General features: G+C 67.8%; 23 protein-coding genes and 2 tRNA genes. 11 read left to right on the top strand and 14 right to left on the bottom strand.

Going from position 1 to position 26,192, the window contains the following annotated elements; translation table 11 throughout:
- Positions 1 to 11: 11 nt before the first annotated feature.
- Positions 12 to 1,055, bottom strand: coding sequence for an NAD(P)H-dependent glycerol-3-phosphate dehydrogenase (locus JF781_RS20000; RefSeq protein ID WP_225329113.1), 1,044 nt, complete (start codon positions 1,053 to 1,055; stop codon positions 12 to 14).
- A gap of 155 nt (positions 1,056 to 1,210) precedes the next feature.
- Between JF781_RS20000 and cofC the strand changes: the two genes are divergently transcribed.
- From cofC to JF781_RS20015, 3 genes are all read left to right on the top strand, one after another.
- Positions 1,211 to 1,882, top strand: a complete 672-nt coding sequence (gene cofC / locus JF781_RS20005) for a 2-phospho-L-lactate guanylyltransferase (protein WP_225329114.1) — start codon at positions 1,211 to 1,213, stop codon at positions 1,880 to 1,882.
- Between the two features lie 122 nt (positions 1,883 to 2,004).
- Positions 2,005 to 4,206 carry an RNA degradosome polyphosphate kinase gene (locus JF781_RS20010; protein ID WP_225329115.1) on the top strand — a complete coding sequence of 734 codons (2,202 nt, stop codon included), beginning with the start codon at positions 2,005 to 2,007 and terminating at the stop codon, positions 4,204 to 4,206.
- Between the two features lie 84 nt (positions 4,207 to 4,290).
- Positions 4,291 to 5,229, top strand: a complete 939-nt coding sequence (locus JF781_RS20015; protein ID WP_225329116.1) for an NUDIX hydrolase — start codon at positions 4,291 to 4,293, stop codon at positions 5,227 to 5,229.
- A gap of 89 nt (positions 5,230 to 5,318) precedes the next feature.
- Here JF781_RS20015 and JF781_RS20020 read toward each other — a convergent pair whose 3' ends face one another.
- From JF781_RS20020 to leuC, 3 genes are all read right to left on the bottom strand, one after another.
- Entirely contained in the window at positions 5,319 to 5,966 is a 648-nt protein-coding gene (locus JF781_RS20020) for an HU family DNA-binding protein (RefSeq protein ID WP_225329130.1), read from the bottom strand.
- A 210-nt stretch (positions 5,967 to 6,176) separates the two neighbouring features.
- A complete protein-coding gene (gene leuD / locus JF781_RS20025) occupies positions 6,177 to 6,773 on the bottom strand; it encodes a 3-isopropylmalate dehydratase small subunit (protein ID WP_008259008.1) in 597 nt (198 codons plus the stop codon).
- A gap of 26 nt (positions 6,774 to 6,799) precedes the next feature.
- A complete protein-coding gene (gene leuC / locus JF781_RS20030; protein WP_225329117.1) occupies positions 6,800 to 8,242 on the bottom strand; it encodes a 3-isopropylmalate dehydratase large subunit in 1,443 nt (480 codons plus the stop codon).
- A gap of 85 nt (positions 8,243 to 8,327) precedes the next feature.
- Here leuC and JF781_RS20035 point away from each other — a divergent pair, with 85 nt between their 5' ends.
- Together JF781_RS20035 and JF781_RS20040 are read left to right on the top strand one after the other, a co-directional pair.
- Positions 8,328 to 9,029: an IclR family transcriptional regulator gene (locus JF781_RS20035; RefSeq protein ID WP_225329118.1), complete on the top strand. Its 702-nt coding sequence runs from the start codon at positions 8,328 to 8,330 to the stop codon at positions 9,027 to 9,029.
- A gap of 52 nt (positions 9,030 to 9,081) precedes the next feature.
- The gene (locus JF781_RS20040; protein ID WP_225329119.1) at positions 9,082 to 9,594 is read left to right on the top strand and encodes a pyridoxamine 5'-phosphate oxidase family protein; all 513 of its coding nucleotides are present in this window, start codon (positions 9,082 to 9,084) and stop codon (positions 9,592 to 9,594) included.
- A 16-nt stretch (positions 9,595 to 9,610) separates the two neighbouring features.
- Here the strand turns inward: JF781_RS20040 and JF781_RS20045 are convergent.
- From JF781_RS20045 to JF781_RS20060, 4 genes are all read right to left on the bottom strand, one after another.
- Positions 9,611 to 9,683: transfer RNA gene (locus JF781_RS20045), tRNA-Glu, on the bottom strand.
- A 73-nt stretch (positions 9,684 to 9,756) separates the two neighbouring features.
- Positions 9,757 to 9,828, bottom strand: a tRNA-Gln gene (locus tag JF781_RS20050).
- Between the two features lie 151 nt (positions 9,829 to 9,979).
- Entirely contained in the window at positions 9,980 to 11,446 is a 1,467-nt protein-coding gene (gene gltX / locus JF781_RS20055) for a glutamate--tRNA ligase (protein WP_225329120.1), read from the bottom strand.
- Positions 11,443 to 12,249: a fumarylacetoacetate hydrolase family protein gene (locus JF781_RS20060; protein WP_225329121.1), complete on the bottom strand. Its 807-nt coding sequence runs from the start codon at positions 12,247 to 12,249 to the stop codon at positions 11,443 to 11,445. The genes gltX and JF781_RS20060 overlap by 4 nt, the downstream gene beginning before the upstream one ends.
- Positions 12,250 to 12,348: 99 nt before the next feature.
- On the opposite strand from JF781_RS20060, the gene JF781_RS20065 reads away from it, so the two are divergent.
- Together JF781_RS20065 and JF781_RS20070 are read left to right on the top strand one after the other, a co-directional pair.
- Positions 12,349 to 13,857: an MFS transporter gene (locus JF781_RS20065; RefSeq protein ID WP_225329131.1), complete on the top strand. Its 1,509-nt coding sequence runs from the start codon at positions 12,349 to 12,351 to the stop codon at positions 13,855 to 13,857.
- A complete protein-coding gene (locus JF781_RS20070) occupies positions 13,858 to 15,048 on the top strand; it encodes an MFS transporter (protein ID WP_225329122.1) in 1,191 nt (396 codons plus the stop codon).
- Here the strand turns inward: JF781_RS20070 and JF781_RS20075 are convergent.
- Positions 15,045 to 16,055: a 3-isopropylmalate dehydrogenase gene (locus JF781_RS20075; RefSeq protein ID WP_225329123.1), complete on the bottom strand. Its 1,011-nt coding sequence runs from the start codon at positions 16,053 to 16,055 to the stop codon at positions 15,045 to 15,047. The two genes, JF781_RS20070 and JF781_RS20075, sit on opposite strands and share 4 nt — an antisense overlap.
- Positions 16,052 to 17,638 (bottom strand): phosphoglycerate dehydrogenase, encoded by a 1,587-nt coding sequence (gene serA, locus JF781_RS20080; protein ID WP_225329124.1) that lies wholly within the window; start codon positions 17,636 to 17,638, stop codon positions 16,052 to 16,054. Before serA ends, JF781_RS20075 begins: the two co-directional genes overlap by 4 nt.
- Before the next feature lie 29 nt (positions 17,639 to 17,667).
- Here serA and JF781_RS20085 point away from each other — a divergent pair, with 29 nt between their 5' ends.
- Together JF781_RS20085 and wrbA are read left to right on the top strand one after the other, a co-directional pair.
- The gene (locus JF781_RS20085; RefSeq protein ID WP_225329125.1) at positions 17,668 to 19,095 is read left to right on the top strand and encodes an NAD(P)/FAD-dependent oxidoreductase; all 1,428 of its coding nucleotides are present in this window, start codon (positions 17,668 to 17,670) and stop codon (positions 19,093 to 19,095) included.
- Positions 19,092 to 19,694, top strand: a complete 603-nt coding sequence (gene wrbA, locus JF781_RS20090; RefSeq protein ID WP_225329126.1) for an NAD(P)H:quinone oxidoreductase — start codon at positions 19,092 to 19,094, stop codon at positions 19,692 to 19,694. The genes JF781_RS20085 and wrbA overlap by 4 nt, the downstream gene beginning before the upstream one ends.
- Before the next feature lie 87 nt (positions 19,695 to 19,781).
- Here wrbA and ilvC read toward each other — a convergent pair whose 3' ends face one another.
- The 3 genes from ilvC to JF781_RS20105 are packed head-to-tail and all read right to left on the bottom strand — an operon-like array spanning position 19,782 to position 23,125.
- Positions 19,782 to 20,783 carry a ketol-acid reductoisomerase gene (ilvC, locus tag JF781_RS20095; RefSeq protein ID WP_225329132.1) on the bottom strand — a complete coding sequence of 334 codons (1,002 nt, stop codon included), beginning with the start codon at positions 20,781 to 20,783 and terminating at the stop codon, positions 19,782 to 19,784.
- A gap of 33 nt (positions 20,784 to 20,816) precedes the next feature.
- A complete protein-coding gene (gene ilvN / locus JF781_RS20100) occupies positions 20,817 to 21,323 on the bottom strand; it encodes an acetolactate synthase small subunit (RefSeq protein ID WP_225329127.1) in 507 nt (168 codons plus the stop codon).
- A complete protein-coding gene (locus tag JF781_RS20105) occupies positions 21,323 to 23,125 on the bottom strand; it encodes an acetolactate synthase large subunit (protein ID WP_225329133.1) in 1,803 nt (600 codons plus the stop codon). The genes ilvN and JF781_RS20105 overlap by 1 nt, the downstream gene beginning before the upstream one ends.
- Before the next feature lie 406 nt (positions 23,126 to 23,531).
- On the opposite strand from JF781_RS20105, the gene JF781_RS20110 reads away from it, so the two are divergent.
- Positions 23,532 to 23,888, top strand: coding sequence for a PH domain-containing protein (locus tag JF781_RS20110; protein WP_225329134.1), 357 nt, complete (start codon positions 23,532 to 23,534; stop codon positions 23,886 to 23,888).
- 12 nt (positions 23,889 to 23,900) lie between these two features.
- Here the strand turns inward: JF781_RS20110 and JF781_RS20115 are convergent, their stop codons facing one another.
- On the bottom strand, positions 23,901 to 24,761 hold the full coding sequence (locus JF781_RS20115) for a DoxX family protein (protein ID WP_225329128.1): 861 nt from the start codon (positions 24,759 to 24,761) through the stop codon (positions 23,901 to 23,903).
- A gap of 254 nt (positions 24,762 to 25,015) precedes the next feature.
- Here JF781_RS20115 and JF781_RS20120 point away from each other — a divergent pair, with 254 nt between their 5' ends.
- Positions 25,016 to 26,146 carry a sorbosone dehydrogenase family protein gene (locus JF781_RS20120; RefSeq protein WP_225329129.1) on the top strand — a complete coding sequence of 377 codons (1,131 nt, stop codon included), beginning with the start codon at positions 25,016 to 25,018 and terminating at the stop codon, positions 26,144 to 26,146.
- Positions 26,147 to 26,192: the final 46 nt, after the last annotated feature.

Consider the following 26,192-nt stretch of genomic DNA (forward strand, 5'->3'; position numbering starts at 1 on the left):
TAGGCGGCGGCTCATTCGGGCTTGGTGCGGCGGCCCAACAGCAGCGCCATCGCCTCGTCGACCGACAACCCTTTGTGGCAGACCCGGTGCACGGCGTCGGTGAGCGGCATTTCGACGTCGTAGCTGGCGGCCAGCGCCAGCACCGACTCGCAGGACGTCACACCCTCGACGACGTGCCCGTCGCCGCCGTCGGGCGTGCCGGAAAGAACCGATTCGATGGTTGCTCCGCGGCCGAGCCGTTCGCCGAACGACCGGTTGCGCGACCGCGGGGAGCTGCAGGTGGCCACCAGGTCGCCCACCCCGGCCAGCCCGGCCAGCGTCGCGCCCTTGGCGCCCAGCGCGATCCCCAGCCGCATGATCTCGGCCAGGCCACGGGTGATGATCGCCGCCGCGGTGTTTTCGCCGAGCCCCACACCGGCCGCCATCCCGCAGGCGAGCGCGATGACGTTCTTGCACGCGCCGCCGATCTCGGTGCCGACCACATCACTGTTGGTATAGGGGCGAAAGTATCCGCTGTTCAGCATGCGCTGCAGGGCGACGGCCCGGCCCGAGTCACTGCAGGCGACCACCGTCGCGGCCGGCTGGCAGCCCGCGATCTCGCTGGCCAGGTTCGGGCCCGATATCACCGCGACCTGAGCCGGGTCGGCGCCGGTCACCGCCACGATCACCTGGCTCATCCGCATCAGGGTGCCCAGCTCGATGCCCTTGGCCAGGCTGACCAGGGTGGCGCCCTCGCGCAGCAGCGGCGTCCAGCGCTCGAGGTTGCTGCGCATCGTCTGCGCGGGCACGCCGAGCAGCACGGTGGACGCGCCGTGCAGCGCCTCGGCGGCGTCGGCGGTGGCGCGGACGCCCGACGGCAGCGAGGTGCCGGGCAGATAGTCCGGGTTTGATCGGGTGGCGTTGATGCGCTCGGCGAGCTCGGGCCTGCGCGCCCACAGGGTGACCTGTGTTTCCGGTCTGCCGGCCTCGACGAGCACCTTGGCCAGCGCCGTTCCCCACGCCCCGGCGCCCATGACCGTGACGGAGCCCGCGGAACCGCCATGCGTGCTGGTCATGTTCACCCCCTGCGGTGGTCGGTGTTGCTCACGCGGCGCGTGCAGCCGCTACACCCTAGATCAGCGACGGACCGGGCGTCACGCGCGCCAGCGTGTCCCCGCGCGCCGGGGCCATGACGCCGGTGCGGGCGGCGCCGCTGGCAGGATGACATCTCATGAGCGGCATACGAGCCGGCGGCGCACACAGCGGCGTGGGCAACGGGGGTGATGTCGCGTTGATCATCGCCGTCAAGAGGTTGGCCGCGGCCAAGACCAGACTGGCGCCGGTTTTCTCGGCCCGCACCCGCGAGAGCGTGGTGCTGGCGATGTTGATGGACACCCTGGCCGCCGCGGGGCGCGTCGAAGCGCTGGGCTCGATCACCGTGATCACTCCCGACGACGCGGCGGCCGCCGCGGCCGCGGAGCTGGGCGCCGATGTGCTGGTTGACCCGACGCCCGAGGGCCATCCCGATCCGCTGAACAACGCGATCGCCACCGCGGCGCGCTCGGTGGCCGGTTCGTTCTCCAATGTCGTTGCGCTGCAAGGCGATTTGCCGGCGCTGCAAACCCAGGAGCTGGCCGAGGCCGTCGCCGCCGCGCGTCAGCACCGGCGCAGCTTCGTCGCCGACCGGCTGGCGACCGGAACCGCGGCGCTCTTCGCATTCGGGGGCCCGCTCGATCCCCGGTTCGGTACCGATTCCTCGGCGCGGCACCGCAGTTCGGGTGCGATCGAGCTGACCGGCGCGTGGCCCGGCCTGCGCTGTGACGTCGACACCTCGACCGACCTCGCGGCCGCCCGTCGCCTCGGGGTGGGGGCCGCGACGGCCCGCGCCCTCGCCGCGCACTGATTCGGTCACGCGAGGCCAAGCCGTCCGGAACGTGAACGTCGGCCCAACGGCGAATGGATGTCCCGCGTGCGCAAGCGCCACCCGCTTCGCCCGGCTGCGATCACCACTGGCAGCACCCGCGCGTGATGAGCGATGATCGCAGGGTGACTGAAATCGAAGCTGAGGCGCGACCCGACGAGAATCTGTGGCATTCAGGCGACTCGGCCGTGGCGGCTCCACCGGCCGCGACCCCCACCGCGATGACCGATCTGCCGGACGAGCGTTACCTCAACCGGGAACTGAGCTGGCTGGACTTCAACGCCCGCGTGCTGGCGCTGGCCGACGATAATTCGTTGCCGCTGTTGGAACGGGCCAAGTTCCTGGCGATCTTCGCCTCCAACCTCGACGAGTTCTACATGGTGCGGGTCGCCGGCCTCAAGCGCCGCGACGAGATGGGCCTGTCGGTGCGCTCCGCCGACGGTCTGACGCCGCGCAAGCAGCTGGCCTTCATCGGGGAACAGACCCAGCGGATCGCCACCCGGCACGCGCGGGTGTTCCTCGATTCGGTGCGGCCGGCGCTCGCCGAGGAAGGCATCCACATCGTCACGTGGGCCGACCTCGACCAGGCCGAGCGCGACGAACTCTCGACCTATTTCACCGATCAAGTCTTTCCCGTCCTGACTCCGCTGGCCGTCGATCCCGCGCACCCGTTCCCGTTCGTCAGCGGGCTGAGCCTGAATCTGGCGGTGATGGTGCGCCAGCCCGAGGATGGTGGCCAGCACTTCGCCCGAGTCAAGGTGCCCAACAACGTCGATCGCTTCGTCGAACTCGGCGCGCTCAAGGCGGGCCGCGACACCGCCGCGGGCCAAAGCCGCTCCATCGTCCGCTATCTGCCGCTGGAGGAACTGATCGCGGCCTTCCTTCCTCTTCTGTTCCCCGGCATGGAAATCGTGGAACACCACGCATTCCGCATTACCCGCAACGCCGACATGGAAGTCGAAGAGGACCGCGACGAAGATCTGCTGCAGGCCCTCGAAAGGGAATTGGCGCGCCGGCGGTTCGGTCCGCCGGTGCGACTCGAGATCGCCGACGACATGACCGAGGGCATGCTGGAATTGCTGCTGCGCGAACTGGACGTGCATCCCGGCGACGTCATCGAAGTCCCCGGGCTTCTCGATCTTTCGTCGCTGTGGCAGATCTACGACCTGGACCGCCCGGCGCTCAAGGACCCCGCGTTCGTTCCCGACACGCACCCCGCCTTCGCCGACCGCGAATCCCCCAAGAGCATCTTCGCGACGCTGCGCGAGGGCGACGTGCTGGTGCACCACCCGTATGACTCCTTCTCCACCAGCGTGCAGCGATTCATCCAGCAGGCCGCGGCCGATCCCAACGTGCTGGCGATCAAACAGACGTTGTATCGCACCTCCGGTGATTCGCCGATCGTTCGCGCGCTGATCGAAGCGGCCGAGGCTGGAAAGCAGGCCGTGGCGCTCGTCGAGATCAAGGCGCGCTTCGACGAACAGGCCAACATCCGCTGGGCGCGCGCACTCGAACAAGCGGGCGTGCACGTGGTTTACGGGCTCGTCGGGCTCAAGACGCACTGCAAGACCTGCTTGGTGGTGCGTCGCGAAGGCTCGGCGATCCGGCGGTACTGCCACATCGGAACCGGCAACTACAACAGCAAGACCGCCCGTCTCTATGAGGATGTCGGCCTGCTGACAGCCGCCCCCGACATCGGTGCGGACCTCACCGACTTGTTCAATTCGCTTACCGGATATTCGCGTAAGGTCTCCTACCGCAATCTGCTGGTGGCGCCGCACGGAATTCGCACCGGCATCATCGAACGCGTCGAACGCGAGATCGCGGCGCACCGCGAACGCGGAGACGGGCGAATTCGTCTCAAGATGAATGCGCTGGTGGATGAACAGGTCATCGATGCGCTGTACCGGGCGTCGCAGGCGGGCGTGCGGGTCGAGGTGGTCGTGCGTGGCATCTGCGCGCTGCGCCCGGGCGCGCAGGGCTACTCCGAAAACATCTTTGTGCGCTCCATTCTCGGGCGTTTCCTGGAGCACTCGCGGATCATCCATTTCCACAGCATCAATGAATTCTGGATCGGCAGCGCCGATATGATGCACCGCAACCTCGATCGTCGGGTGGAGGTGCTGGCTCAGGTCAAGGACCCCAAGCTCACCGCGCAGCTGGATGAATTGTTCGAGTCCGCATTGGATCCGTCCACGCGCTGCTGGGAACTCGGGTCCGACGGGCAGTGGACCGCGTCGCCACACGAGGGCCATACGGTGCGCGACCACCAAGTATCGTTGATGGAGCGGCATCGCAGTCCCTAGACCTGTGCGGTGATTTCCGGTTGTTTCCGGGCCGCAGCGTGATTGAACGTGCGACTCTGACCGAATTGACCTGCAGGAGTTGAGGTGCCGCCCCCGAACTCGTCCAACGCTCGGCGCTCCGCAAGCCGAATCGTCCCTGCCGCCGGCGCGGTGCTGTGGCGACCGGGCGATGCCGGCCACGATGTCGAGATCGCTGTCATCCACCGCCCCCGCTACGACGATTGGTCACTGCCCAAAGGCAAGGTGGACCCCGGCGAGACGGCGCCCGCGGCGGCGGTGCGGGAGGTGCACGAGGAGACCGGACAGCACGCGGTCCTCGGCAGGCGGCTCAACACTGTGAGCTACCCCATCGAGGCGGGCGTCAAAAAAGTCTTCTACTGGTCGGCGCGCGCCGTCGGCGGCGAATTCGTTCCCGGCGACGAGGTCGACCGGTTGCTCTGGTTGCCGGCGGCCGAGGCCATGCAGAAACTCGACTATGCGCAAGACCGAAAAGTGTTGCGCCACTTCAACAAAAAGCCGGCGGATACCCACACCGTGCTGGTGGTCCGGCACGCCACCGCGGGGCGCAAATCGCGCTTTTCGGGCGATGACACCAAGCGGCCGCTGGACAAACGGGGGCGTGCGCAGGCCAAGGCGCTGGTTCCGCAACTGCTGGCCTTCGGTGCCTCGCGGGTGTATGCGGCCGACCGGGTCCGCTGCCACCAGACCGTGGAGCCACTCGCCGAGTCTCTCGGCTCGGCCGTGCACAACGAGCCGAACCTCACCGAAGAGGCCTACGCCAAGAACGCCAAACGCAGCCGCCACCGGATGCTGGATATCGCCCACGAGCACGGCACACCGGTTGTCTGCACGCAGGGCAAGGTGATTCCGGACCTGATCGCGTGGTGGTGTGCTCGGGATGGAGTGCGGCCGGACAAATCGCGCAACCACAAAGGCAGCACCTGGGTGCTGTCATTGTCCGGGGGCCGGCTGGTGACCGCCGACCACATCGGCGGTGCGCTGGCCGCCAACGTGCGGGCCTAGCGTGCTGGCGGCGGCCCGCCGCTAGCACACGAATACCCTCCGGGGCACCGGTGCCGCCGAAGGGTATTCGTGTCTAGAACGTGCTCTGCCTACCGGCGGCCGCGACGCGCGGTCGTCTTCTTGGCGGGAGCCTTGCGGGCCGTCGACTTGCTCGCGGCCTTCTTGGCCGGAGCCTTGGTCGCGGCCTTGCGGGCCGGAGCCTTCTTTGCCGCAGTCTTCTTGGCCGGAGCCTTGGTCGCGGCCTTGCGGGCCGGAGCCTTCTTCACTGCGGCCTTCTTGGCCGGAGCCTTCTTCACTGCGGCCTTCTTGGCGGGAGCCTTCTTGGCCGCAGTCTTCTTGGCGGGAGCCTTCTTGGCCGCGGCCTTCTTCGCCGGAGCCTTCTTGGCCGCAGTCTTCTTGGCCGCGCCCGTGCCACCTACCACGCCGCGCTTGACGGCCGGGCCTTCCGACGGGAGACGCTGTGCGCCAGACACAACCGCTTTGAATTGGGCACCGGGACGGAACGCGGGGACGGACGTCGGCTTCACCTTCACCGTCTCACCGGTACGCGGGTTGCGGGCCACGCGCGCTGCGCGGCGCCGCTGTTCGAACACACCGAACCCGGTAATCGTGACGCTGTCGCCCTTGTGTACCGCACGCACAATGGTGTCGACAACGTTCTCGACCGCAGCGGTCGCCTGCCGACGGTCCGTGTTCAATTTCTGTGTGAGCACATCAATGAGCTCTGCCTTATTCATCAATCCCTCCGACACTAGTGGTCCTCGATTTGAACCGACTAGTGGACACGGTAAACCCTCACCCAGCAAATTTCCAAGAGCCACGCGCAATTTCACGGCAAGGCGTACGGCGTTTTCGCAATCCGGTTGCCGCCCTTGACCGGTGGGGGATCTTGAAATCGGCCCGGTTTAGTTAGCCGATCGAGCAGAAATTCGGCTGGGTCCGACCGTTCAGGAAGTGGACAGAGTGCGCGGTTTCCAGTCCGGATAGGCCGCCTCGAAAGACTCGATTTCGTCGAGTTTCCGCAGCGTAAGGGCTATATCGTCGAGGCCTTCGAGTAGTCGCCACGCGGTGTGGTCGTCAATCTTGAACGGCAGCACCGTCGTTCCCGCGGTGATATTTCGATCTTGAAGATTGGCAGTGATTTCCAAGCCGGGGCTCTGCTCGATCAGCTTCCAGAGGAGCTCCACCCCGTCTTGGGAAACTTCGGCCGCCAAGAGCCCCGCCTTGCCGGCGTTGCCCCGGAAAATGTCACCGAACCGAGACGAGATGACTACTCGGAACCCGTAGTCCATCAGCGCCCACACCGCATGCTCGCGCGACGAGCCCGTCCCGAAATCGGGTCCTGCGACGAGGACTGAGCCCCGGTCAAAGGGGCTGAGGTTGAGCACGAATGACGGATCCGACCGCCAGCTCGCGAACAGCCCGTCCTCGAAACCGGTTCGGGTGACACGCTTCAAATACACCGCCGGAATGATCTGATCGGTGTCGACGTTGGAGCGCCGCAGCGGCACACCGATACCGGTGTGGGTGTGAAAAGCTTCCATGCTCATCCCTTCAGACGTCGAATTCGTCAGCTCAAATCGGCCGGAGCAGACAATGTGCCGCGAACCGCTGTCGCCGCGGCAACGGCCGGAGACACCAAATGCGTGCGGCCGCCTTTACCCTGGCGCCCTTCGAAGTTGCGGTTGGACGTCGCCGCGCACCGCTCGCCCGGCGCCAACTGGTCGGGATTCATTCCCAGGCACATCGAGCAGCCCGCCTGCCGCCATTCGGCACCGGCGGCGGTGAAAACCTCGCCCAGCCCTTCGGCTTCGGCCTGCGCGCGCACCCGCATCGACCCCGGGACGACGAGCATCCGCACCCCCGGCGCGACCTTGCGCCCGCGCAGGATGTCGGCCACGACCCGCAGATCTTCGATACGACCGTTGGTACAAGAGCCCACGAACACCGCATCGACGGCGACGTCACGCATCGGTGTACCCGGTCGAAGGTCCATGTATGCCAACGCTTTCTCAGCCGCCTGGCGCTCGCCGTCGTCGGTCATCAGCTCGGGATCGGGGACGGCGGCGGACAGCGGCACACCCTGGCCGGGATTTGTGCCCCACGTCACGAACGGGCTCAGCGACTCGGCATCGAGATACACCTCGGTGTCGAATTCGGCGCCCGGGTCGGTGCGCAGTTGCTGCCAATAACGCATGGCCGCATCCCATTGCGCGCCTTTCGGGGCGTGCGGGCGGTCCCGCAGGAACTCGTAGGTGGTGTCGTCGGGAGCCACCATCCCCGCCCGGGCGCCGGCTTCGATGCTCATGTTGCAGACGGTCATCCGGCCTTCCATCGACAGCGATTCGATGGCGCTGCCGCGGTATTCGATGACATGCCCCTGCCCGCCGCCGGTGCCGATCTTGGCGATCAGCGCCAGGATGATGTCCTTGGACGTCACGCCCGGCGGCAATTTCCCGTCGACATTGACCGCCATCGTCTTGAACGGGCGCAGCGGCAAGGTCTGAGTCGCAAGCACGTGCTCGACCTCCGAGGTGCCAATTCCCATGGCCAGCGCGCCGAATGCGCCGTGCGTCGAGGTGTGACTGTCCCCACAGACGATCGTCATGCCCGGCTGGGTGAGGCCCAGCTGCGGCCCGACGACGTGCACGATGCCCTGCTCGAGATTGCCCATTGGATATAGCCGCACACCGAATTCGGCACAATTTCGCCGTAATGTCTCGACCTGCGTGCGTGACACCGGGTCGGCGATCGGCTTGTCGATGTCGACGGTCGGAACGTTGTGATCCTCGGTGGCCAGCGTCAGATCGGGGCGCCGCACCGGGCGGCCGGCCAGGCGCAGGCCGTCGAAAGCCTGCGGGCTGGTGACCTCGTGCACCAGATGCAGATCGATGTAGATCAGGTCGGGCGCCGCCGCCTGCCCCGAGGCGCTCCCGGAGACCACAACATGGTCGTCCCAGACTTTTTCGGCCAGTGTGCGCGGTTTGGTCGCCGCCCCTGTGTCGATCCCCATATCGAGCTCGCCTCAATTCGCTTCATCCGCGGCTCGCTGATCATTCAGGCTGTGATCTCAGAATGCGAGACGCTAGTATCTTCCTATGAGACAGCATAGCGGTATCGGCGTCCTGGACAAAGCCGTGGGTGTCCTGCACACCGTCGCCCAATCCCCCTGCGGATTAGCCGAACTGTGTGAGCGCACCGCGCTGCCCCGGGCCACGGCCTATCGGCTGGCGGCGGCCCTCGAAGTGCATCGCCTGCTGGCGCGCGACGAGGAGGGGCGCTGGCGGCTCGGCCCGGCCGTCACCGAACTCGCCGCTCACGTCAACGATCCGCTGCTGGCCGCCAGCAGCGCGGTGCTGCCGCTGTTGCGCGAGACCACCGGCGAAAGCGTGCAGCTGTACCGACGTGAGGGCACCGACCGGGTCTGTGTGGCCGCCCTGGAACCCGCTGCGGGCCTTCGCGATACGGTTCCGGTCGGGGCGCGACTGCCCATGACGGCGGGGTCGGGCGCCAAAGTGCTGCTGGCCCACAGCGACGCGGCCACCCAGAAAGCGGTACTGACGACGGCGAAGTTCACCGAACGAACGCTGGCCGAAGTGCGGCGGCGTGGCTGGGCCCAAAGCGTGGCCGAGCGCGAGCCGGGGGTGGCCAGTGTGTCCGCGCCGGTGCGCGACGGCCGCGGCGCCGTCGTCGCCGCCATCTCGGTGTCGGGCCCCATCGACCGGATCGGCAGGCGTCCGGGCGCGCGTTGGGCCGCCGAGCTGCTGTCCGCGGCCGACGCGATGGCCCGCCGGCTGTAGTTCCCCGAGTCCTCCCGCGAGCGGACGCAGCGGGCCTGACAGACTGACCGGCATGGGAACCAATCAGCGCGCGAGCATCGTCATGTCGGAAGACGAGATCGCCGACTTCGTCGTCAAGAGCCGCACCGGAACGCTGGCAACCATCGGCCCCGACGGCCAGCCGCATCTGACCGCCATGTGGTACGCCGTGGTCGACGGCGAGATCTGGCTGGAGACCAAGGCGAAGTCTCAGAAGGCCATCAACCTCAAGCGGGACCCGCGGGTGAGCTTCCTGATCGAGGACGGCCACACCTACGACACGCTTCGCGGGGTGTCCTTCGAAGGGGTTGCGGAGATCGTGGACGATCCCGACGTCGCGCACCGGGTGGGGGTCAGCGTCTGGGAACGCTATACCGGCCCCTACACCGACGACATGAAGCCGTTCGTCGAGCAGATGATGAACAAGCGGGTCTGTGTTCGCATTGTGGCCCGACGCGCTCGTTCGTGGGATCACCGCAAACTCGGTTTGGCGCACATGCCGGTGGGCGGATCGACCGCGCCGGCCGCACTGGGGACCGACCAGTAACTGCGGCTTTAATTTGTAGCCCCGATGGGATTCGAACCCACGCTACCGCCGTGAGAGGGCGGCGTCCTAGGCCGCTAGACGACGGGGCCAGAAACGATCCGAGCAGTCAGCATAGCTCACCGCGCTAAGCCCACCTAATCGCTTGAGGTGGCGAGAATTTTGCTGGGGTACCAGGACTCGAACCTAGAATGGCTGAACCAGAATCAGCTGTGTTGCCAATTACACCATACCCCATTGGCTGCCTAAAACTGCTGGTCAGCGTCGATTGCGGGCCTGTACAAGCTCTTTGGGGACCGCCGCTGCCAGTCGTTGTCGGCTTTGGTAAACCGCAGTGCAGACTACCAAAGTCTCGCGGGCCAGTCCGCACGCGTGGTCTGGGTCTGTCCTAACCGGTCGTCGCGCGCGCGGCGCCCAGCCGCTGCACGCTGCGGTCCCGGCCGAGCAGCTCCAGCGACTCGAACAACGGCGGGCTGATCGTCGTCCCGGTGGCGCCCACGCGGATCGGGCCAAACGCCTTGCGCGGTTTGAGGCCCAGCTCGTCGATGAGCGCGGTTTTGAGGGCGGCCTCGATCTGGGGCGTCGTCCAGTCCGCGACGTCGTGCAGCGCGGCCAGCGCCGCATCGAGCACCGCGGCCGCGTCCGGACCCAGCTCCTTGGCGGCGGCCTTGGGGTCGATCGCGTACTCGTCGTCGTTGAGGAACTTCAACAGGTCCCAGGCGTCACCGAGCACCACGATCCGGGTCTGCACCAATTCGGCGGCCGTGGCGAAGGCGGCGTCGTCGAGCTCGAGGCGATGACCGTGGACGCCGAAGTAATCGCGCAGCCTGGCGGTGAAGTCCTCGACGGTCAGCATCCGGATGTGCTCGGCGTTGAGCGCGTCGGCCTTCTTCTGGTCGAAGCGGGCCGGATTGGAGTTGACGTTGACCACGTCGAACGCGGCCACCATCTCATCGAGACTGAACACATCGTGGTCGTCGGCGATGGCCCAGCCCAGCAACGCCAGGTAATTGAGCAGCCCTTCGGGGATGAAGCCGCGGTCGCGGTGGGCGAACAGATTCGACTGCGGGTCGCGCTTGGACAGCTTTTTGGTGCCCTCCCCCAATACCGTTGGCAGGTGCGCGAACTGCGGCGTGCGCTCGGCGACGCCGATCCGGATCAGCGCCTGATACAGCGCGAGCTGGCGCGGTGTCGACGGCAGCAGGTCCTCGCCGCGCAGCACATGGGTGATCTTCATCAGCGCGTCGTCACAGGGATTGACCAAGGTGTACAACGGATCTCCGTTGGCGCGGGTCAACGCGAAGTCGGGCACGGACCCGGCCGCGAAGGTGGTGGTGCCGCGCACCAGGTCGTCCCAGCCGAGGTCGTCGTCGGGCATCCGCAGCCGCACCACCGGCCGGCGCCCCTCCGCGAGGAACGCCGCGCGCTGCGAATCGGTGAGCTGCCGGTCGAAATTGTCGTAACCGAGCTTGGGATTACGGCCCGCGGCGATGTGGCGCGCCTCGACCTCCTCCGGCATCGAGAAGGCGTAGTACGCCTCCCCCGCTTCGACCAGCTTGGCCACCACGTCGCGATAGATCTCGCTGCGCAGCGATTGGCGGTACGGGCCGTAGGGACCGCCCACCTCGGGTCCCTCGTCCCAGTCCAGGCCGAGCCAGCGCAGCGCGTCCAGCAGCGCCAGATAGCTTTCCTCACTGTCGCGTTGGGCGTCGGTGTCCTCGATGCGAAAGACGAAGGTGCCCCCGGTGTGTCGGGCGTAGGCCCAGTTGAACAGCGCCGTGCGGACCATCCCGACGTGCGGGGTGCCGGTGGGCGACGGGCAGAATCGGACGCGTACGTTCGCGGGTGCAGTCACGATTTTCCTTTGCGGAGCACGGGATTGGTGAGGGTGCCGATGCCCTCGATGGTGATGGAGACGGTGTCGCCGTCCTCGATGGGGCCGACGCCCGCCGGGGTGCCGGTGAGGATGAGATCGCCGGGTAGCAATGTCATCACCGCCGAAATCCACTCGACGATCGCGCCGATGTCATGGATCAGCAGCGACGTGCGGCTGTGCTGCTTGACCTCACCGTTGACCTCGGTGCGCAATTCGAGATCGCCCGGGTCCAGCGGCTTGAGGTCGGTGACGATCCACGGCCCGACCGGGCAGAAGGTGTCGTGGCCTTTGGCCCTCGTCCATTGGCCGTCGGCTTTTTGTTGATCGCGCGCCGACACATCGTTGCCGATGGTGTAGCCGAGGATGTTCTCCGCCGCCTGGGCGGCCGAGACGTCCTTGCATGGCCGGCCGATGACCACCGCCAGCTCGCCCTCGAAGTGCACCGGTGATGCGTTGGCCGGCAAGCGAATCGGCACGTTGGGCCCGATGATGGCGGTGCTCGGCTTGAGAAAGATCACCGGCTCGGCCGGCGCGGGTCCGGTCATCTCTTTCATCTCGGCGATGTGGTCGGCGTAGTTCTTGCCGACGCAGACCACCTTGCTGGCGAGTATCGGGGCGAGCAGCCGGACGTCGGCCAGCGGCCATGACCGGCCGGTGAAGTTCGGCGTGCCGAAGGGGTGCTCGGCGATCTCGCGGGCGATCATCTCGGCTGGGTCGTCGAGTTCGCCTTCGATGCTGACGAAGGCGACACCGTCCGGGCTGGCGATTCGACCAAGGCGCATTCGGTTGAGCCTAGTGAGGGTCGCGAGCGCGGCGTAGCCGGGCGTGGCGGGCCGTCACCATCCCACCCAGTGACGGTCGCGAGCGCGGCGCAGCCGGGCGTGGCGGGCCGTCACCGTCGGGCCGAGTCGGGCGACGATTCGGGCCGGGACGGCCCGAGGAGGAGCCAGACAATCCCACCTAGTGAGGGTCGCGAGCGCGGCGCAGCCGGGCGTGGCGGGGCAGGCAATGACCAGCAACGGCAACGTCTTGCGGCGAAATTTCCAAGCGGTATGCAAGCATGGGGAATGCAGACTGACTCGACCGCTACGCGCGAAATCGGCGCGGGCGCGCGCTGGTCGATCATGATCGTTTCGCTGCTGGCGACGGCGAGTTCATTCCTCTTCATCAACGGCGTCGCGTTTTTGATCCCGTCGCTGCGGGCCTCGGGCGGAATCCGGCTGGACGAAGCCGCTCTGCTGGCCTCGATGCCCAGCTGGGGCATGGTGGTGACGCTGTTGCTGTGGGGTTATGCGCTGGACCGAATGGGCGAACGGGTGGTGATGGCCACTGGCTCGGCGCTGACCGCGGCGGCGGCCTACGCCGCGGCGTCGGCGCATTCGATGGTGCTGATTTCCGTGTATCTGTTTCTCGGCGGCATGGCCGCCGCCAGTTGCAACACGGCGGGCGGCCGGCTGGTGTCCGCCTGGTTTCCGCCACACCAGCGCGGCCTGGCGATGGGTATCCGCCAGACCGCGCAACCCTTGGGAATCGCGTTGGGCGCGATGGTAATTCCCGAACTCGCCGAACGGGGAGCGCAGCACGGCCTCAGATTCGCCGCCCTGGCGTGCGCGGTAGGGGCGATAGCGAGCGTGGTCGGAATCGTCGACCCGCCGCGGAAACCGCGCGCGAGCGCAAGCCATCAAGAACTCGCCAGCCCGTATCGAAGGTCGTTGACGCTGTGGCGGATTCACGCGGTGGCGGGCCTGATGATGATACCCCAAACGGTGACGGTGACGTTCATGCTGGTGTGGCTGATCAGGAACCTGCACTGGTCGGTTGCGGCCGCAGGCGGGTTGGTCACCCTGTCACAGCTGCTGGGCGCGCTCGGCCGGGTCGCCGTGGGCCGCTTGTCCGATCGAGTCGGCTCACGGATGCGGCCCGTCCGCTACATCGCGGCGGTCGCCGTGCTGACGCTTCTCCTGCTGGCGTGGGCCGACTACATGAATTCGCGGTGGCAGGCCGGGCTCATGGTGGTCATCGCGGTGATCTCGGTGCTCGACAACGGGCTGGAGGCCACTGCCATCACCGAATTCGCCGGGCCCTACTGGAGCGGGCGCGCGCTGGGCATCCAGAACACCACCCAGCGCATGATGGCGGCGGCCGGCCCCCCGCTGTTCGGCGCGTTGATCTCGGCCGCGAAATATCCACCGGCATGGACGTTGTGCGCATTGTTCCCACTGGCGGCGGTTCCCCTGGTGCCGACGCGGTTGCTCCCGCCCGGTTTGGAGACCAGAGCCCGGCGGCAAACCGTTCGTCGCGTCCGTTGGTGGCGGACGGTGCGTTCCCACGTAGTGCCGGATAAGCCGGAGCGACGTTTGCCGCAACGATCCGGTGAGAACTATCAATAGGTGCACACGACATCGACGCGACGATGGGTGATGCTGGGGACGGGACTGATCGCGACGTTGAGCGCGACGGTCTTCATCAACGGCATCGCCTTTCTGATCCCCGCCCTCAACGACGTACGCGGCATCAATCTGGCCGAAGCGGCGCTGCTCTCCGCCATGCCCAGCTTCGGCATGGTGGTCACGCTGATCGCCTGGGGCTACGTCCTCGACATCGTCGGCGAGCGGATCGTGCTCACGGCGGGCTTGGCCCTCACCGCGGCGGCGGCGCTTGCCGCGGCGGCCGTGCCGGAATCCATGCTGACGGAAGGGGTGGCCCTGTTCGGTGGTGGCATGGCCGCGGCGAGCGCCAACACCGCCAGCGGCCGGCTGGTGACGGGGTGGTTCCCCCCGCAGCAGCGCGGCCTGGCGATGGGGATTCGACAGACCGCGCAGCCGTTGGGAATCGCGTTGGCCGCCTTGGTACTTCCCGAGCTCGGCGAGCGCAGCATCTCGGTTGCGCTGTTGTTCCCGGCGGCCGTGTGCGCGGTGTCCGCGGTGCTGTGCGCCGTGTGGGTGCGCGATCCCGCACGCCCCGAACGGTCGGCCGCCGACAAGGCTGAATTGGCCAGCCCGTACCGCGGCAGCGCCGTGCTGTGGCGCATTCACTTCGCGTCGGCGCTGCTCATGGTGCCGCAGACCGTGGTCTTGACGTTCATGCTGGTCTGGTTGATGAAGAGCCAGCACTGGTCGATCGCGACGGCCGGCATCTTGGTGAGTTTCTCGCAGCTGCTGAGCGCGCTGGGTCGCATCGCCGTCGGTAGATGGTCGGACCGCCTGGGATCGCGAATGCGCCCGATCCGCATCATCGCGGTGACCGCCGCTGTGGTGATGATATTGCTGGCGATCGCCGATCACGCGCACTCGGTGGTGGCGGTGACGCTGATGGTCGCCGCGTCGGTGATCACCGTGCTGGACAATGGATTGGCGTTCACCGCCATTCCGGAAGTGGCCGGGCGCTTTTGGAGCGGGCGCGCCATGGGCGCGCAGAACACCACCCAGCGGCTCACCGCGGCGGTCGGGCCGCCGGTATTCGGCGAGGTGATCGACGCGACGGGGTACCCGCTGGCGTTCGCGGTGTGCGCGCTGTTTCCGGTGTTGGCCTTGCCGTTGGTGCCGTCGGAGGCGCGCTCGCGCGCGGCCGCCCGCGATTAAAGCCCGGCGGCAATCCGTTCGCCGACCTCGCGGGTGGAGAGCCGTTCGCTCCCGCGCGTTGCCAGGTGCCGCTCGACGGCCCGGTCCACCCGGGCGGCGGCCTCGTCCTCGCCGAGATGGGCGAGCAGCAACGCCACCGACATGATCGCCGCGGTCGGATCGGCGATGCCCTGCCCGGCGATATCCGGCGCGCTGCCGTGGACGGGCTCGAACATCGAGGGGTTGGTCCGGGTGGCGTCGATATTTCCGCTGGCGGCCAAGCCAATTCCGCCACATACCGCCGCCGACAGGTCGGTGATGATGTCGCCAAACAGGTTGTCGGTGACGATCACGTCGAAGCGACCGGGGTCGGTGACCATGAAGATGGTGGCCGCGTCGATGTGCTGATAGGCCACCTCGACGTCGGGATAGTCCTGGCCGACCTCGGCCACGATGCGCGACCACAACCTGCCGGCGAAGGTCAGCACGTTGGTTTTGTGCACCAGTGTCAAGTGCTTTCGGCGCCGCTGAGCGCGCTCGAACGCGTCGGCGACCACGCGTCGCACACCGAATGCGGTGTTCTGGCTGACCTCGGTGGCGACCTCGTTGGGCGTTCCGACGCGGATGGCGCCGCCGGTGCCGGTGTAGGGACCTTCGGTCCCCTCGCGCACCACCACGAAGTCGATCTCGGGGTTGCCGGCCAGCGGGCTGTTCACTCCCGGATACAGCCGCCCGGGCCGCAAGTTGATGTGATGGTCCAGCTCGAAACGTAAGCGCAGCAACAAACCTCGCTCCAGCACACCGCTGGGCACCGACGGGTCACCGATGGCGCCGAGCAGGATGGCGTCATGCGCGCGCAGCTCGTCGACCGCCGAGTCCGGCAGCAGCTCGCCGGTGGCGTGGTAACGGCGCGCACCCAGGTCGTAGCTGGTCTTCTCCACCCCGGGCAGCACCGCGTCCAGGACTTTGATGGCCTCGGACACGACCTCCGGCCCGATACCGTCGCCCTCGATCACCGCGAGTCTCATGAAAGATCAACCACCTCAAGCTTGTTCGCGCCGACGGCCGCACCGATTTCCGACCGCACGTCGCCGGGCACGTCTCGGTCCAGGCGCAGCAGGATCGTCGCCCCCGGGCCCTCGGCGTCCTCGGAGAGTTGCGCGGCCTGGATATTCACCCCGGCCGAGCCCAGCAGGGTGCCGATCTTGCCCAGCGCGCCGGGCTGGTCGACGTAGTTGATCACCAGATTGATGCCGCGGGCGCGCAGGTCGAAGTTGCGGCCGTTGATCTGCACGATCTTCTCCACCAGCTGCGGCCCGGACAGCGTGCCGGCGACGTTGACCGCGCTGCCGTCGTGCGCGACCGCGCGCACGTCGACCACGCTGCGGTGGTTCGGGCTTTCCGAGGCCGTGCCGATCTCGGCGGTGACGCCGCGCTCTTCGGCCAGCCCCGGCGCGTTGACGAACGTCACCGGACCCTCGACGACGGCCGAGAACAACCCGCGCAGAGCCGAAAGCTTCAGCACCTCAACGTCTTCGGAAGCGAGCTCACCGCGCACCTGCACCGACAACGACACCGGCGGGCCGTCAGACAGCGTGGCGGCCAGCACGCCGAGCTTGCGCACCAGATCCAGCCACGGCGCCACCTCTTCGTTGACCACCCCGCCGCCGACGTTGACGGCGTCGGGAACGAATTCCCCGGCCAGCGCGAGCTTCACGCTCGCTGCGACATCGGTACCGGCCCGGTCCTGGGCCTCCTCGGTGGACGCCCCGAGATGCGGCGTGACCACCACCTGCGGCAGCTCGAACAGCGGGCTGTCGGTGCACGGCTCTTTGGAGAAAACGTCGAGGCCGGCCGCGCGCACGTGGCCACTGCGCACCGCGTCGGCCAGCGCCCCCTCGTCGACCAGGCCACCGCGGGCGGCGTTGACGATGATGACGCCCGGCTTGGTTTTCGCCAGCGCGTCCTTGCCGATCAGCCCGGCCGTTTCGGGCGTCTTCGGCAGGTGCACCGAGATGAAGTCGGCGCGGGCCAGCAGTTCGTCCAGCGTCAACAGCTCGATGCCCAGCTGCGCCGCGCGGGCCGGCGACACGTAGGGGTCATAGGCGATCAGGTGGGTGCCGAAGGCGCTGAGCCGCTGGGCAACCAGCTGCCCGATCCTGCCCAGCCCGACGACGCCGACCGTCTTGCCGAAAATCTCGGTGCCCGAGAACGACGACCGCTTCCAGGCGCGCTCGCGCAGCGAAGCGTCGGCCGCCGGGATCTCGCGGGCCGCGGACAGCAGCAGCGCCAGCGCATGCTCGGCGGCGCTGTGAATGTTCGACGTCGGCGCGTTGACCACCAGGACACCGCGCTCGGTGGCGGCATCCACGTCAACGTTGTCCAGGCCAACCCCGGCGCGGGCGACGATCTTCAGCTTGGGGGCCGCCGCCAGCACCTCGGCGTCGACGGTGGTGGCCGAGCGCACCAGCAGCGCGTCGGCCTCCGGCACGGCCGCCAGCAGCTTCTCCCGATCGGGCCCGTCGACCCAGCGCACCTCGACCTGGTCGCCCAGGGCCGCGACGGTTGATTCAGCGAGCTTGTCGGCAATGAGTACAACAGGCAGATTCACCCGGCCAGCCTATCGGCTGTAATTGACGGGTGGACATCACCATCGTCGGCAGCGGACCCAACGGGTTGACCGCCGCCGTAATCTGCGCCCGGGCAGGCCTGAAAGTGCAGGTCGTCGAAGCTCAACCGACGTTTGGCGGGGGTGCGCGCACCGCGGCCGACCCGGATTCTGCGGGAGTCTTGCACGACATCTGCTCGGCGGTGCACCCGTTGGCGCTGGCATCGCCGTTCTTCAAAGAGTTCGACCTGCCCGCGCGCGGCGTGCAATTGGCGGTGCCCGAGATTTCCTACGCCAACCCGCTGCCGGGCCGCCCGGCCGCCATCGCGTACCGCGACCTGGACCGCACCTGCGCCGAATTGGACCGCGGCGCGTCCTTCCGGCGCCTACTCGGCCCCTTGGTCGAGCGCTCCGACGACGTGGTGGCCCTGCTGCTGGGCGACAAACGGTCGGTGCCGAACTCGGTGCCGTCCGCGTGGCGGCTCGGGCTGCGGATGCTGGCCCAAGGCACCCCCGCATGGGGGTCGCTGGCCGGCGAAGACGCCCGCGCCCTGTTCACCGGCGTTGCCGCCCATATCATTTCGCGGATGCCGTCGTTGACGGCGGCCGGCGCCGGGATGATGCTGGCAACCCTCGCGCATTCGGTGGGCTGGCCGATCCCGGCGGGCGGCAGCCAGGCGATCACCGACGCGCTGATCGCCGACCTGCGCGCCCACGGCGGCGAACTGACCGCCGGCACGGAGGTCACATCTCCGCCTGGCGGAGTCGTCGCCTTCGACACGGCGCCGACCGCGCTGCTGCGGATCTACGGCGACGCGCTCCCGACGCGCTACGCCAAGGCGTTGCGGCGCTACACATTTGGTCCCGGGGTCGCCAAGGTCGACTTCGTGCTGAGCGGCGAGATCCCCTGGGCGGACCCGCGGCTACGGCAGGCCCCCACCCTGCATCTCGGCGGCACGCGAGCGCAGATGGCCCGCGCCGAGGCCGACATCGCCGCGGGCCGCCACGCGCAATGGCCGATGGTACTGGCCGCCTCCCCGCACATCGCCGACCCCGGCCGCATCGACGCCGCCGGACGCCGCCCGTTCTGGAGCTATGCCCACGTGCCGTCGCGGTCCACCGTCGACCCGACCGAAGCCGTGACCGCGGTGGTCGAGCGGTTCGCGCCCGGCTTCCGCGACGTCGTGGTGGCCGCACGCGCGGTGCCCGCCGCGCGGCTGTGCGACCACAACGCCAACTATGTCGGCGGCGACATCGGGATGGGCGGCAATTCGGCCTGGCGGGCGATCGCGGGCCCGACACCGCGGCTAAACCCTTGGCGCACACCCATTCCCAAGGTGTACCTGTGTTCGGCGGCCACACCGCCGGGCGGCGGCGTCCACGGCATGGCCGGCTACTACGCCGCGCGCACCCTGTTGCGCCGCGAATTCGGGATCGGCATGCCTAAGCTGGCCCCGTGACCAAACTCGCGATCATCTATTACTCGGCCACCGGCCACGGCACCACGATGGCGCAGCGCGTCGCCGCGGCGGCCGAATCGGCCGGGGCCGAAGTCCGCCTGCGCCACGTCGCCGAAACCCAGGACCCCGCCTCGTTCGCCCACAACCCGGCCTGGACGGCGAACTACGAGGCCACCAAGGACCTTCCGGCGGCCACCGGCGACGACATCGTCTGGGCCGACGCGGTGATCTTCGGTTCGCCGACGCGATTCGGCTCTCCGGCAGCGCAACTGCGCGCGTTCCTCGACTCGCTGGGCGGGCTGTGGGCGCAACGCAAGCTCGCCGACAAGGTGTACGCGGGCTTCACGTCGTCCAACACCGTGCACGGCGGTCAGGAAACCACCCTGCTCTCGCTGTACATCACGCTGATGCATTTCGGCGGCATCATCGTGCCCCCGGGCTACACGGATCCGTGCAAGTTCGTCGACGGCAATCCGTATGGGGTCAGCCTGGTCACCACCCACGACAACATCACCGAATTCGACGAGCCCACTGACAAGGCCCTCGAGCACCTGGCCCGCCGAGTGGTCGAAACGGCGGACCGCCTCACCTCGTCCTGAGCCGCCTCGCCTCTTAGCCCGCCGAACGTGCACTCACGGCGAAAAAAATCGAAAACTCGCCCCGAGTGCACGCTCGGCGCCGAAAAGCTAAGCCGTCTCGGTGATCGGCCGGTCCACCCAGCTCATCAGGTCGCGCAGCTTCTTGCCGGTGACCTCGATGGGGTGCTCGGCGTTCTCCTTGCGCAGCTGCTCGAGTTGCTTGTTGCCGCCCTCGACGTTGGCGACCAGCTTCTTGACGAAGTCACCGTTCTGGATGTCGCGCAGGATCTCCCGCATGCGGTCCTTGGTGCCGGCGTCGATGACGCGCGGCCCCGACAGATACCCGCCGAACTCCGCGGTGTCGGACACCGAGTAGTTCATCCGGGCGATGCCGCCCTCGTACATCAGGTCGACGATCAGCTTGAGCTCGTGCAGCACCTCGAAGTACGCCATCTCCGGCGGGTAGCCCGCCTCGACCATCACGTCGAAACCGGTCTTCACCAATTCCTCTGTGCCACCGCACAAGACGGCTTGCTCACCGAACAGGTCGGTTTCGGTCTCGTCCTTGAAGGTGGTCTTGATGACGCCGGCGCGGGTGCCGCCGATGGCCTTGGCGTAGGACAGGGCGAGCGCCTCACCGTTGCCGGACGGGTCCTGGTCGACCGCGATCAGGCAGGGCACGCCCTTGCCGTCGACGAACTGCCGGCGCACCAGATGCCCGGGGCCCTTGGGCGCGACCATCGCGATGGTGACGTCGGCCGGCGGCTTGATCAGGTCGAAGTGGATGTTGAGGCCGTGACCGAAAAACAAAGCGTCACCGGGCTTCAGGTTCGGCTCGATGTCGTTCTTGAAGATGTCGGCCTGCGCGGTGTCGGGCGCCAGCAGCATGATCACGTCGGCCCACTTGGCGACCTCGGCGGGGGTGTCGACGTCCAGGCCCTGCTCGGAAACCTTGGCGCGGGACTTCGAACCCTCCTTCAGGCCCACCTTCACCTGCACGCCGGAGTCGCGCAGGCTCAACGAGTGCGCGTGCCCCTGGCTGCCGTATCCGATGACCCCGACCTTGCGACCCTGGATGATGGTCAGGTCCGCATCGTCGTCGTAGAACATTTCTAGTGCCACTGTTGAATATCTCCTTGTGTGTTACTTGGCCGTGCCGATTCCGCGGGGACCGCGAGACAACGACACCACTCCCGATTGGACGATTTCACGGATACCGAACGGTTCCAGGATCCGCAGCAGCGCCTCGATCTTGCCGCGGTCGCCCGTCGCCTCGATCGTCAGCGCCTCCGTTGATACGTCAATCACCTTGGCGCGGAACAGGTTCACCGCTTCGATCACCTGACTGCGGGTACCGGCGTCGGCGCGCACCTTGATCATCGCCAATTCCCGCGACACCGAGTTGCCGTCGTCCAACTCGACGATCTTGATGACATTGATCAGCTTGTTGAGCTGCTTGGTGATCTGCTCGAGCGGGGTCTCCTCGGCGGAGACCACGATCGTCATCCGGGACATGTCCTTCTGCTCGGTCGCGCCGACGGCCAGCGACTCGATGTTGAAGCCGCGCCGCGAGAACAGCGCGGCCACGCGGGCGAGCACACCGGGTTTGTCTTCGACCAGCACCGAGAGAGTGTGCGTCTGCGGACTCATCAGGCGTGTCCTTCACTCTCGTCGTCGAACAGCGGGCGGATTCCCCGGGCCGCTTGAATCTCGTCATTGCTGGTGCCGGCGGCCACCATCGGCCACACCTGCGCGTCCGCGCCGACGATGAAGTCGATCACCACCGGGCGGTCGTTGATCGCACGCGCCGCGTTGATCACGTCGGCGACGTCTTCCTCACGCTCGCAACGCAACCCGACGCAACCCAGCGCCTCCGCCAGCTTCACGAAGTCCGGGATGCGGTGCGAATGCGTGGCCAGATCCGTTTGCGAGTAACGCTCTTCGTAGAACAGCGTCTGCCACTGGCGGACCATGCCCAGGTTGCCGTTGTTGATCAGCGCCACCTTGATCGGCACGCCTTCGATTGCGCAGGTGGCCAATTCCTGGTTGGTCATCTGGAAACAGCCGTCGCCGTCGATCGCCCACACCTCCGCGTCCGGGCGGGCCATCTTGGCGCCCATGGCGGCCGGGATGGCGAACCCCATGGTGCCCAGGCCGCCGGAGTTGAGCCAGGTGCGCGGTTTCTCATACGAGATGAATTGCGCCGCCCACATCTGGTGCTGACCGACGCCGGCGACGTAAATGGCATCCGGACCGGCGATCTGGCCCAGCTTCTCGATGACGTATTCCGGGCCGAGGCTGCCGTCGCTCTGCGGCCCGTAGCTGAGCGGGTACGTGGACCGAACCCCGTCCAGGTAGGCCCACCACTCGGTCATGTCGATCTTGCCGGGCACGCCGTCGTGGCGCAGCTGCTCGAGCAGCTCGGCGATGACGGCCTTGACGTCGCCGACGATCGGCACGTCGGCATGGCGGTTCTTGCCGATCTCGGCCGGGTCGATGTCGGCGTGGATGACCTTGGCGTCGGGCGCGAAGGTGTCCAGCTTCCCGGTCACCCGGTCATCGAAGCGGGTCCCCAGCGCGATCAGCAGGTCGCTGCGCTGCAGCGCGGCCACCGCGGCGACGGTCCCGTGCATGCCGGGCATGCCCATGTGCTGACGGTGGCTGTCCGGGAACGCGCCGCGCGCCATCAGCGTGGTCACCACGGGGATGCCGGTCAGCTCGGCCAGCTCGCGCAGCTGCTCGGTCGCGTCCCCCCGGATGACGCCCCCACCCACGTACAGCACCGGTTTGCGGGCGGCGGCGATCAGCTTGGCGGCCTCCCGGATCTGCCGGTTGTGCGGTTTGGTGTTCGGCTTGTATCCGGGCAGGTCGATGCGCGGCGGCCAGCTGAACGTGCACTGGCCCTGCAGCACGTCTTTGGGGATGTCGACGAGCACCGCGCCGGGGCGGCCCGAGGAGGCGATGTGGAAGGCCTCGGCGAGCACCTGCGGGATCTCGTTGCCGGAACGGACCAGGAAGTTGTGCTTGGTGATCGGCATCGTGATGCCCGAGATGTCGGCTTCCTGGAAGGCGTCGGTGCCGATCAGCGTGCGCCCGACCTGGCCGGTGACGGCGACCACGGGGATCGAGTCCATCTGGGCGTCGGCCAGCGCGGTGACCAGGTTGGTGGCCCCAGGGCCGGACGTCGCCATGCAGACGCCGACCTTGCCGGTGGCGTGCGCGTAGCCGCTGGCGGCGTGACCGGCACCCTGCTCGTGGCGGACCAGCACGTGACGCAGCTTCTTCGAGTCGAACAGCGGGTCATAGACCGGCAGCACCGCGCCGCCGGGAATGCCGAAGATGACCTCGACGTCGAGTTCCTCCAGCGAACGGATCACCGACTGCGCGCCGGTAAGTTGCTCGGGCCCAATGCGTTTCGGCTTGCCGTTCGCAGACTTCGCGGCGGGCTTCACCGCGTCGGTGGCGATGTCGGCGGCGCCCGGTGTGTCGGGGGCGGGCCGCCTGGTGGGAGCGCTCACTGTCGTTCAGTCCTTATTCACTCTGGGAATCTCGCGGGGGCAACAAAAAACCCCCGACAGCTCATCTGCTGCACGAGGGTTGCGCGTTGGTGCTGGATTGCTTCAAATGCTGACGGGCAAGTCAGGCACCAACGCGCCTAATTACTACGAGCATCCCGGGCTTTCCGGCGGTATCCATAGCGCTCGACGGTAGTCTTCGCACAGCTCAGCAGTCAAATCCGTCACCGTCACCAGCCGGGTTGGGCGCGGCGCCGCCGCGGGAGCGCTCGCGGGATCGTCCGGGCGCCCCGGGTGAAATGATGGTCGGGTGGCTACCGGTTCGTCTTCCCGAACACCTCTTGTGATCAAGGTGTCGCCCATCGCGCACCTGGCCGTCGGGTTCTTGGCCCTGGGGTTGCTGATCCCGGTGATGCTGTGGCCGCCGTCCGCGCTGCTGCTGATCGTTCCGGTGGTGCTGTCGGCGATGATCGTCCGGCTACGGACCGTCGCCGACGACCGCGGCGTCACCGTCCGGACGCTGCTGGGCAGCAGGACCGTGAGCTGGGACGACATCGACGGGCTGCGTTTCCACCGCGGTTCATGGGCACGCGCCCGCCTCAAGAGCGGCGCCGAGCTGCGATTGCCGGCGGTCACCTTCTCGACGCTGCCGGAGCTGACCGCGGCCAGCTCGGGACGGGTTCCCAACCCCTATCGGTGAGGGCGGCCCGGTTCAGCCGATCGGGTTCACGCCGTTGAGCGCCACCCACACGCCGATACCGGCGGCGACGCCGGCCAGCAGCGCGACGAAGGACCCGATGAACGGCCGATGGGCCCAGCCCCGGCGCGCGTCGAGACCGTAGCGGCCGGGTCCGCACAAGATGACCGCGGCGGCCATGGCGATGAGGGTGAGCTGGTATTCGTGCCCCTCGGGCAGGAAGAACGAGAAGGTGTGGGTGTGCGGCCGCGCCGAGACGGTGGCCAACAGACCGTTGATCAAAAATGCCAGCGCGCCGGCCGCGGCCAGCGGCGTGAACAGGCCCAGCACCAGCAGCACACCGGCCACCAGCTCGCCGCCGGCGCTCACGTAGGCGAGGATGTCGGCGTGCTGGTAGCCGACGTCGGACAGTGAGTTCCTGAAGCCGGTCACTCCCGAGCCGCCCCACCAGCCGAACAGCTTCTGCAGACCGTGGGCGCCGAGCACCACTCCCAGCCCGACCCGCAACACCAGCAAACCGAGGTGCTGGGTTCCGCGCCGGCCGACGTCGTGCAACCGGTCGTCGTGCTCGTCCTCGGCGATCTCCACGGAGTCGGGCGCCGCGTGCCGGGCGGCCGAATGCGGCTGGACATACGGCAGCGGCTCCTGGTGTTCCAGCAGGTTGTAACCCCCGGCCCCGGACCCGGCCATCGCCGCGGCGGCGCCGTAGGGGATGACGGTGGTGGTCCCCGTTGACGGGTTGAAGTCGCCGGGGTAGCCGACCGGCGTCAGATCATCTTCGGGGTCGACCAGACGCGCCGAGGCGGGGCGTCCCGGGGTCGGCTCCGGGGATTCGCCGGGCCGCTGCCAATCTGCGTCATTCGGTTGACTGGTCACGGGAGTCAGGGTAAGGGCAGATGGCCCCCGAATTGGGGATTTGAGCGGCGCTTTCGCCAGGCAATCGGCGGTTTGACCGCCAAATACGCCCGGATCGGTCCGAAATTGGCCCCCGAGCCGGTCTGGAGGGCCCCGACGGCACGATTCGACGCCCGGCGGCGACGGCCGGAAAGTGGGACCCGATCGAGTTTTCGGCGGCGGGCAAGCGGGACGTGTGTGGCGGCGGCGCAGGCGATGTCCGTAGCCTGACGGTCATGCGACTAGGGCGATCGGGGCGGTCGGTTCGGCGCGGGCTCGCCGCGCTGTGTGCCCTCGTGCTGGTGACGAGCGGGTGCGCGCGCTTCAACGACGCGCAATCACAACCGTTCACCACCGCCCCGGAATTGAAGCCGCAGCCCAGCTCGACGCCTCCCCCGCCGCCGCCGCTGCCGCCCACCCCGTTCCCGAAGGCCTGCCCGGCGCCGGGCGTCATGCAGGGCTGCCTGGAGAGCACCAGCGGCCTGATCATGGGGCCCGACAGCAAAACCGCGCTGGTCGCCGAGCGCACCACCGGCGCGGTCAAGGAGATCTCGGTCAGCGCCGAGCCGAAGGTGAAGATGGTCATTCCCGTCGACCCGTCCGGGGATGGCGGGCTGATGGACATCGTGCTCTCACCCACCTACACCCAAGACCGCCTGATGTACGCCTACGTCAGCACTCCGACCGACAACCGGGTCATCCGGATCGCCGACGGCGACATCCCGAAGGACATCCTGACCGGAATCCCCAAGGGCGCCACCGGCAACGCCGGGGCGTTGATCTTCACCAGTCCCACCACGCTGGTCGTGCTGACCGGCGACGCCGGTAACCCGGCGATGGCCGCCGACCCCAATTCGCTGGCCGGCAAGGTGCTGCGCATCGAGCAGCCGACCACCATCGGTCAGGCGCCGCCGACCACGGCGCTGTCCGGCGTGGGTTCGGGCGGCGGCTTGTGCATCGACCCGGTGGACGGCTCGCTGTATGTCGCCGACCGCACGCCGACCGCAGATCGGTTGCAGCGCATCACCAAAACGTCGGACGTCTCCACGGTGTGGACCTGGCCGGACAAACCCGGCGTGGCCGGATGCGCGGCGATGGACGGCACGGTGCTGGTCAACCTGATCAACACCAAACTGACGGTGGCGGTCCGGCTGGCTCCGACCACGGGTGCGGTCACCGGTGAACCCGACGTCGTCCGCAAAGACACCCACGCGCACGCGTGGGCGCTACGCATGTCACCCGATGGAAACGTCTGGGGCGCAACCGTAAACAAGACGGCGGGCGACGCCGAGAAGCTGGACGACGTGGTGTTCCCGCTCTTCCCGCAGGGCGGTGGCTTCCCCCGCAACAACGACGACAAGACGTAGCGCGGGCCAGCCCATTTTCGCGAAAGTGCAACTGGCGACGCATTTG

Source organism: Mycobacterium sp. WUMAC-067 (assembly GCF_020217485.1).
In the GTDB taxonomy this organism is placed as follows: Bacteria; Actinomycetota; Actinomycetes; order Mycobacteriales; family Mycobacteriaceae; genus Mycobacterium.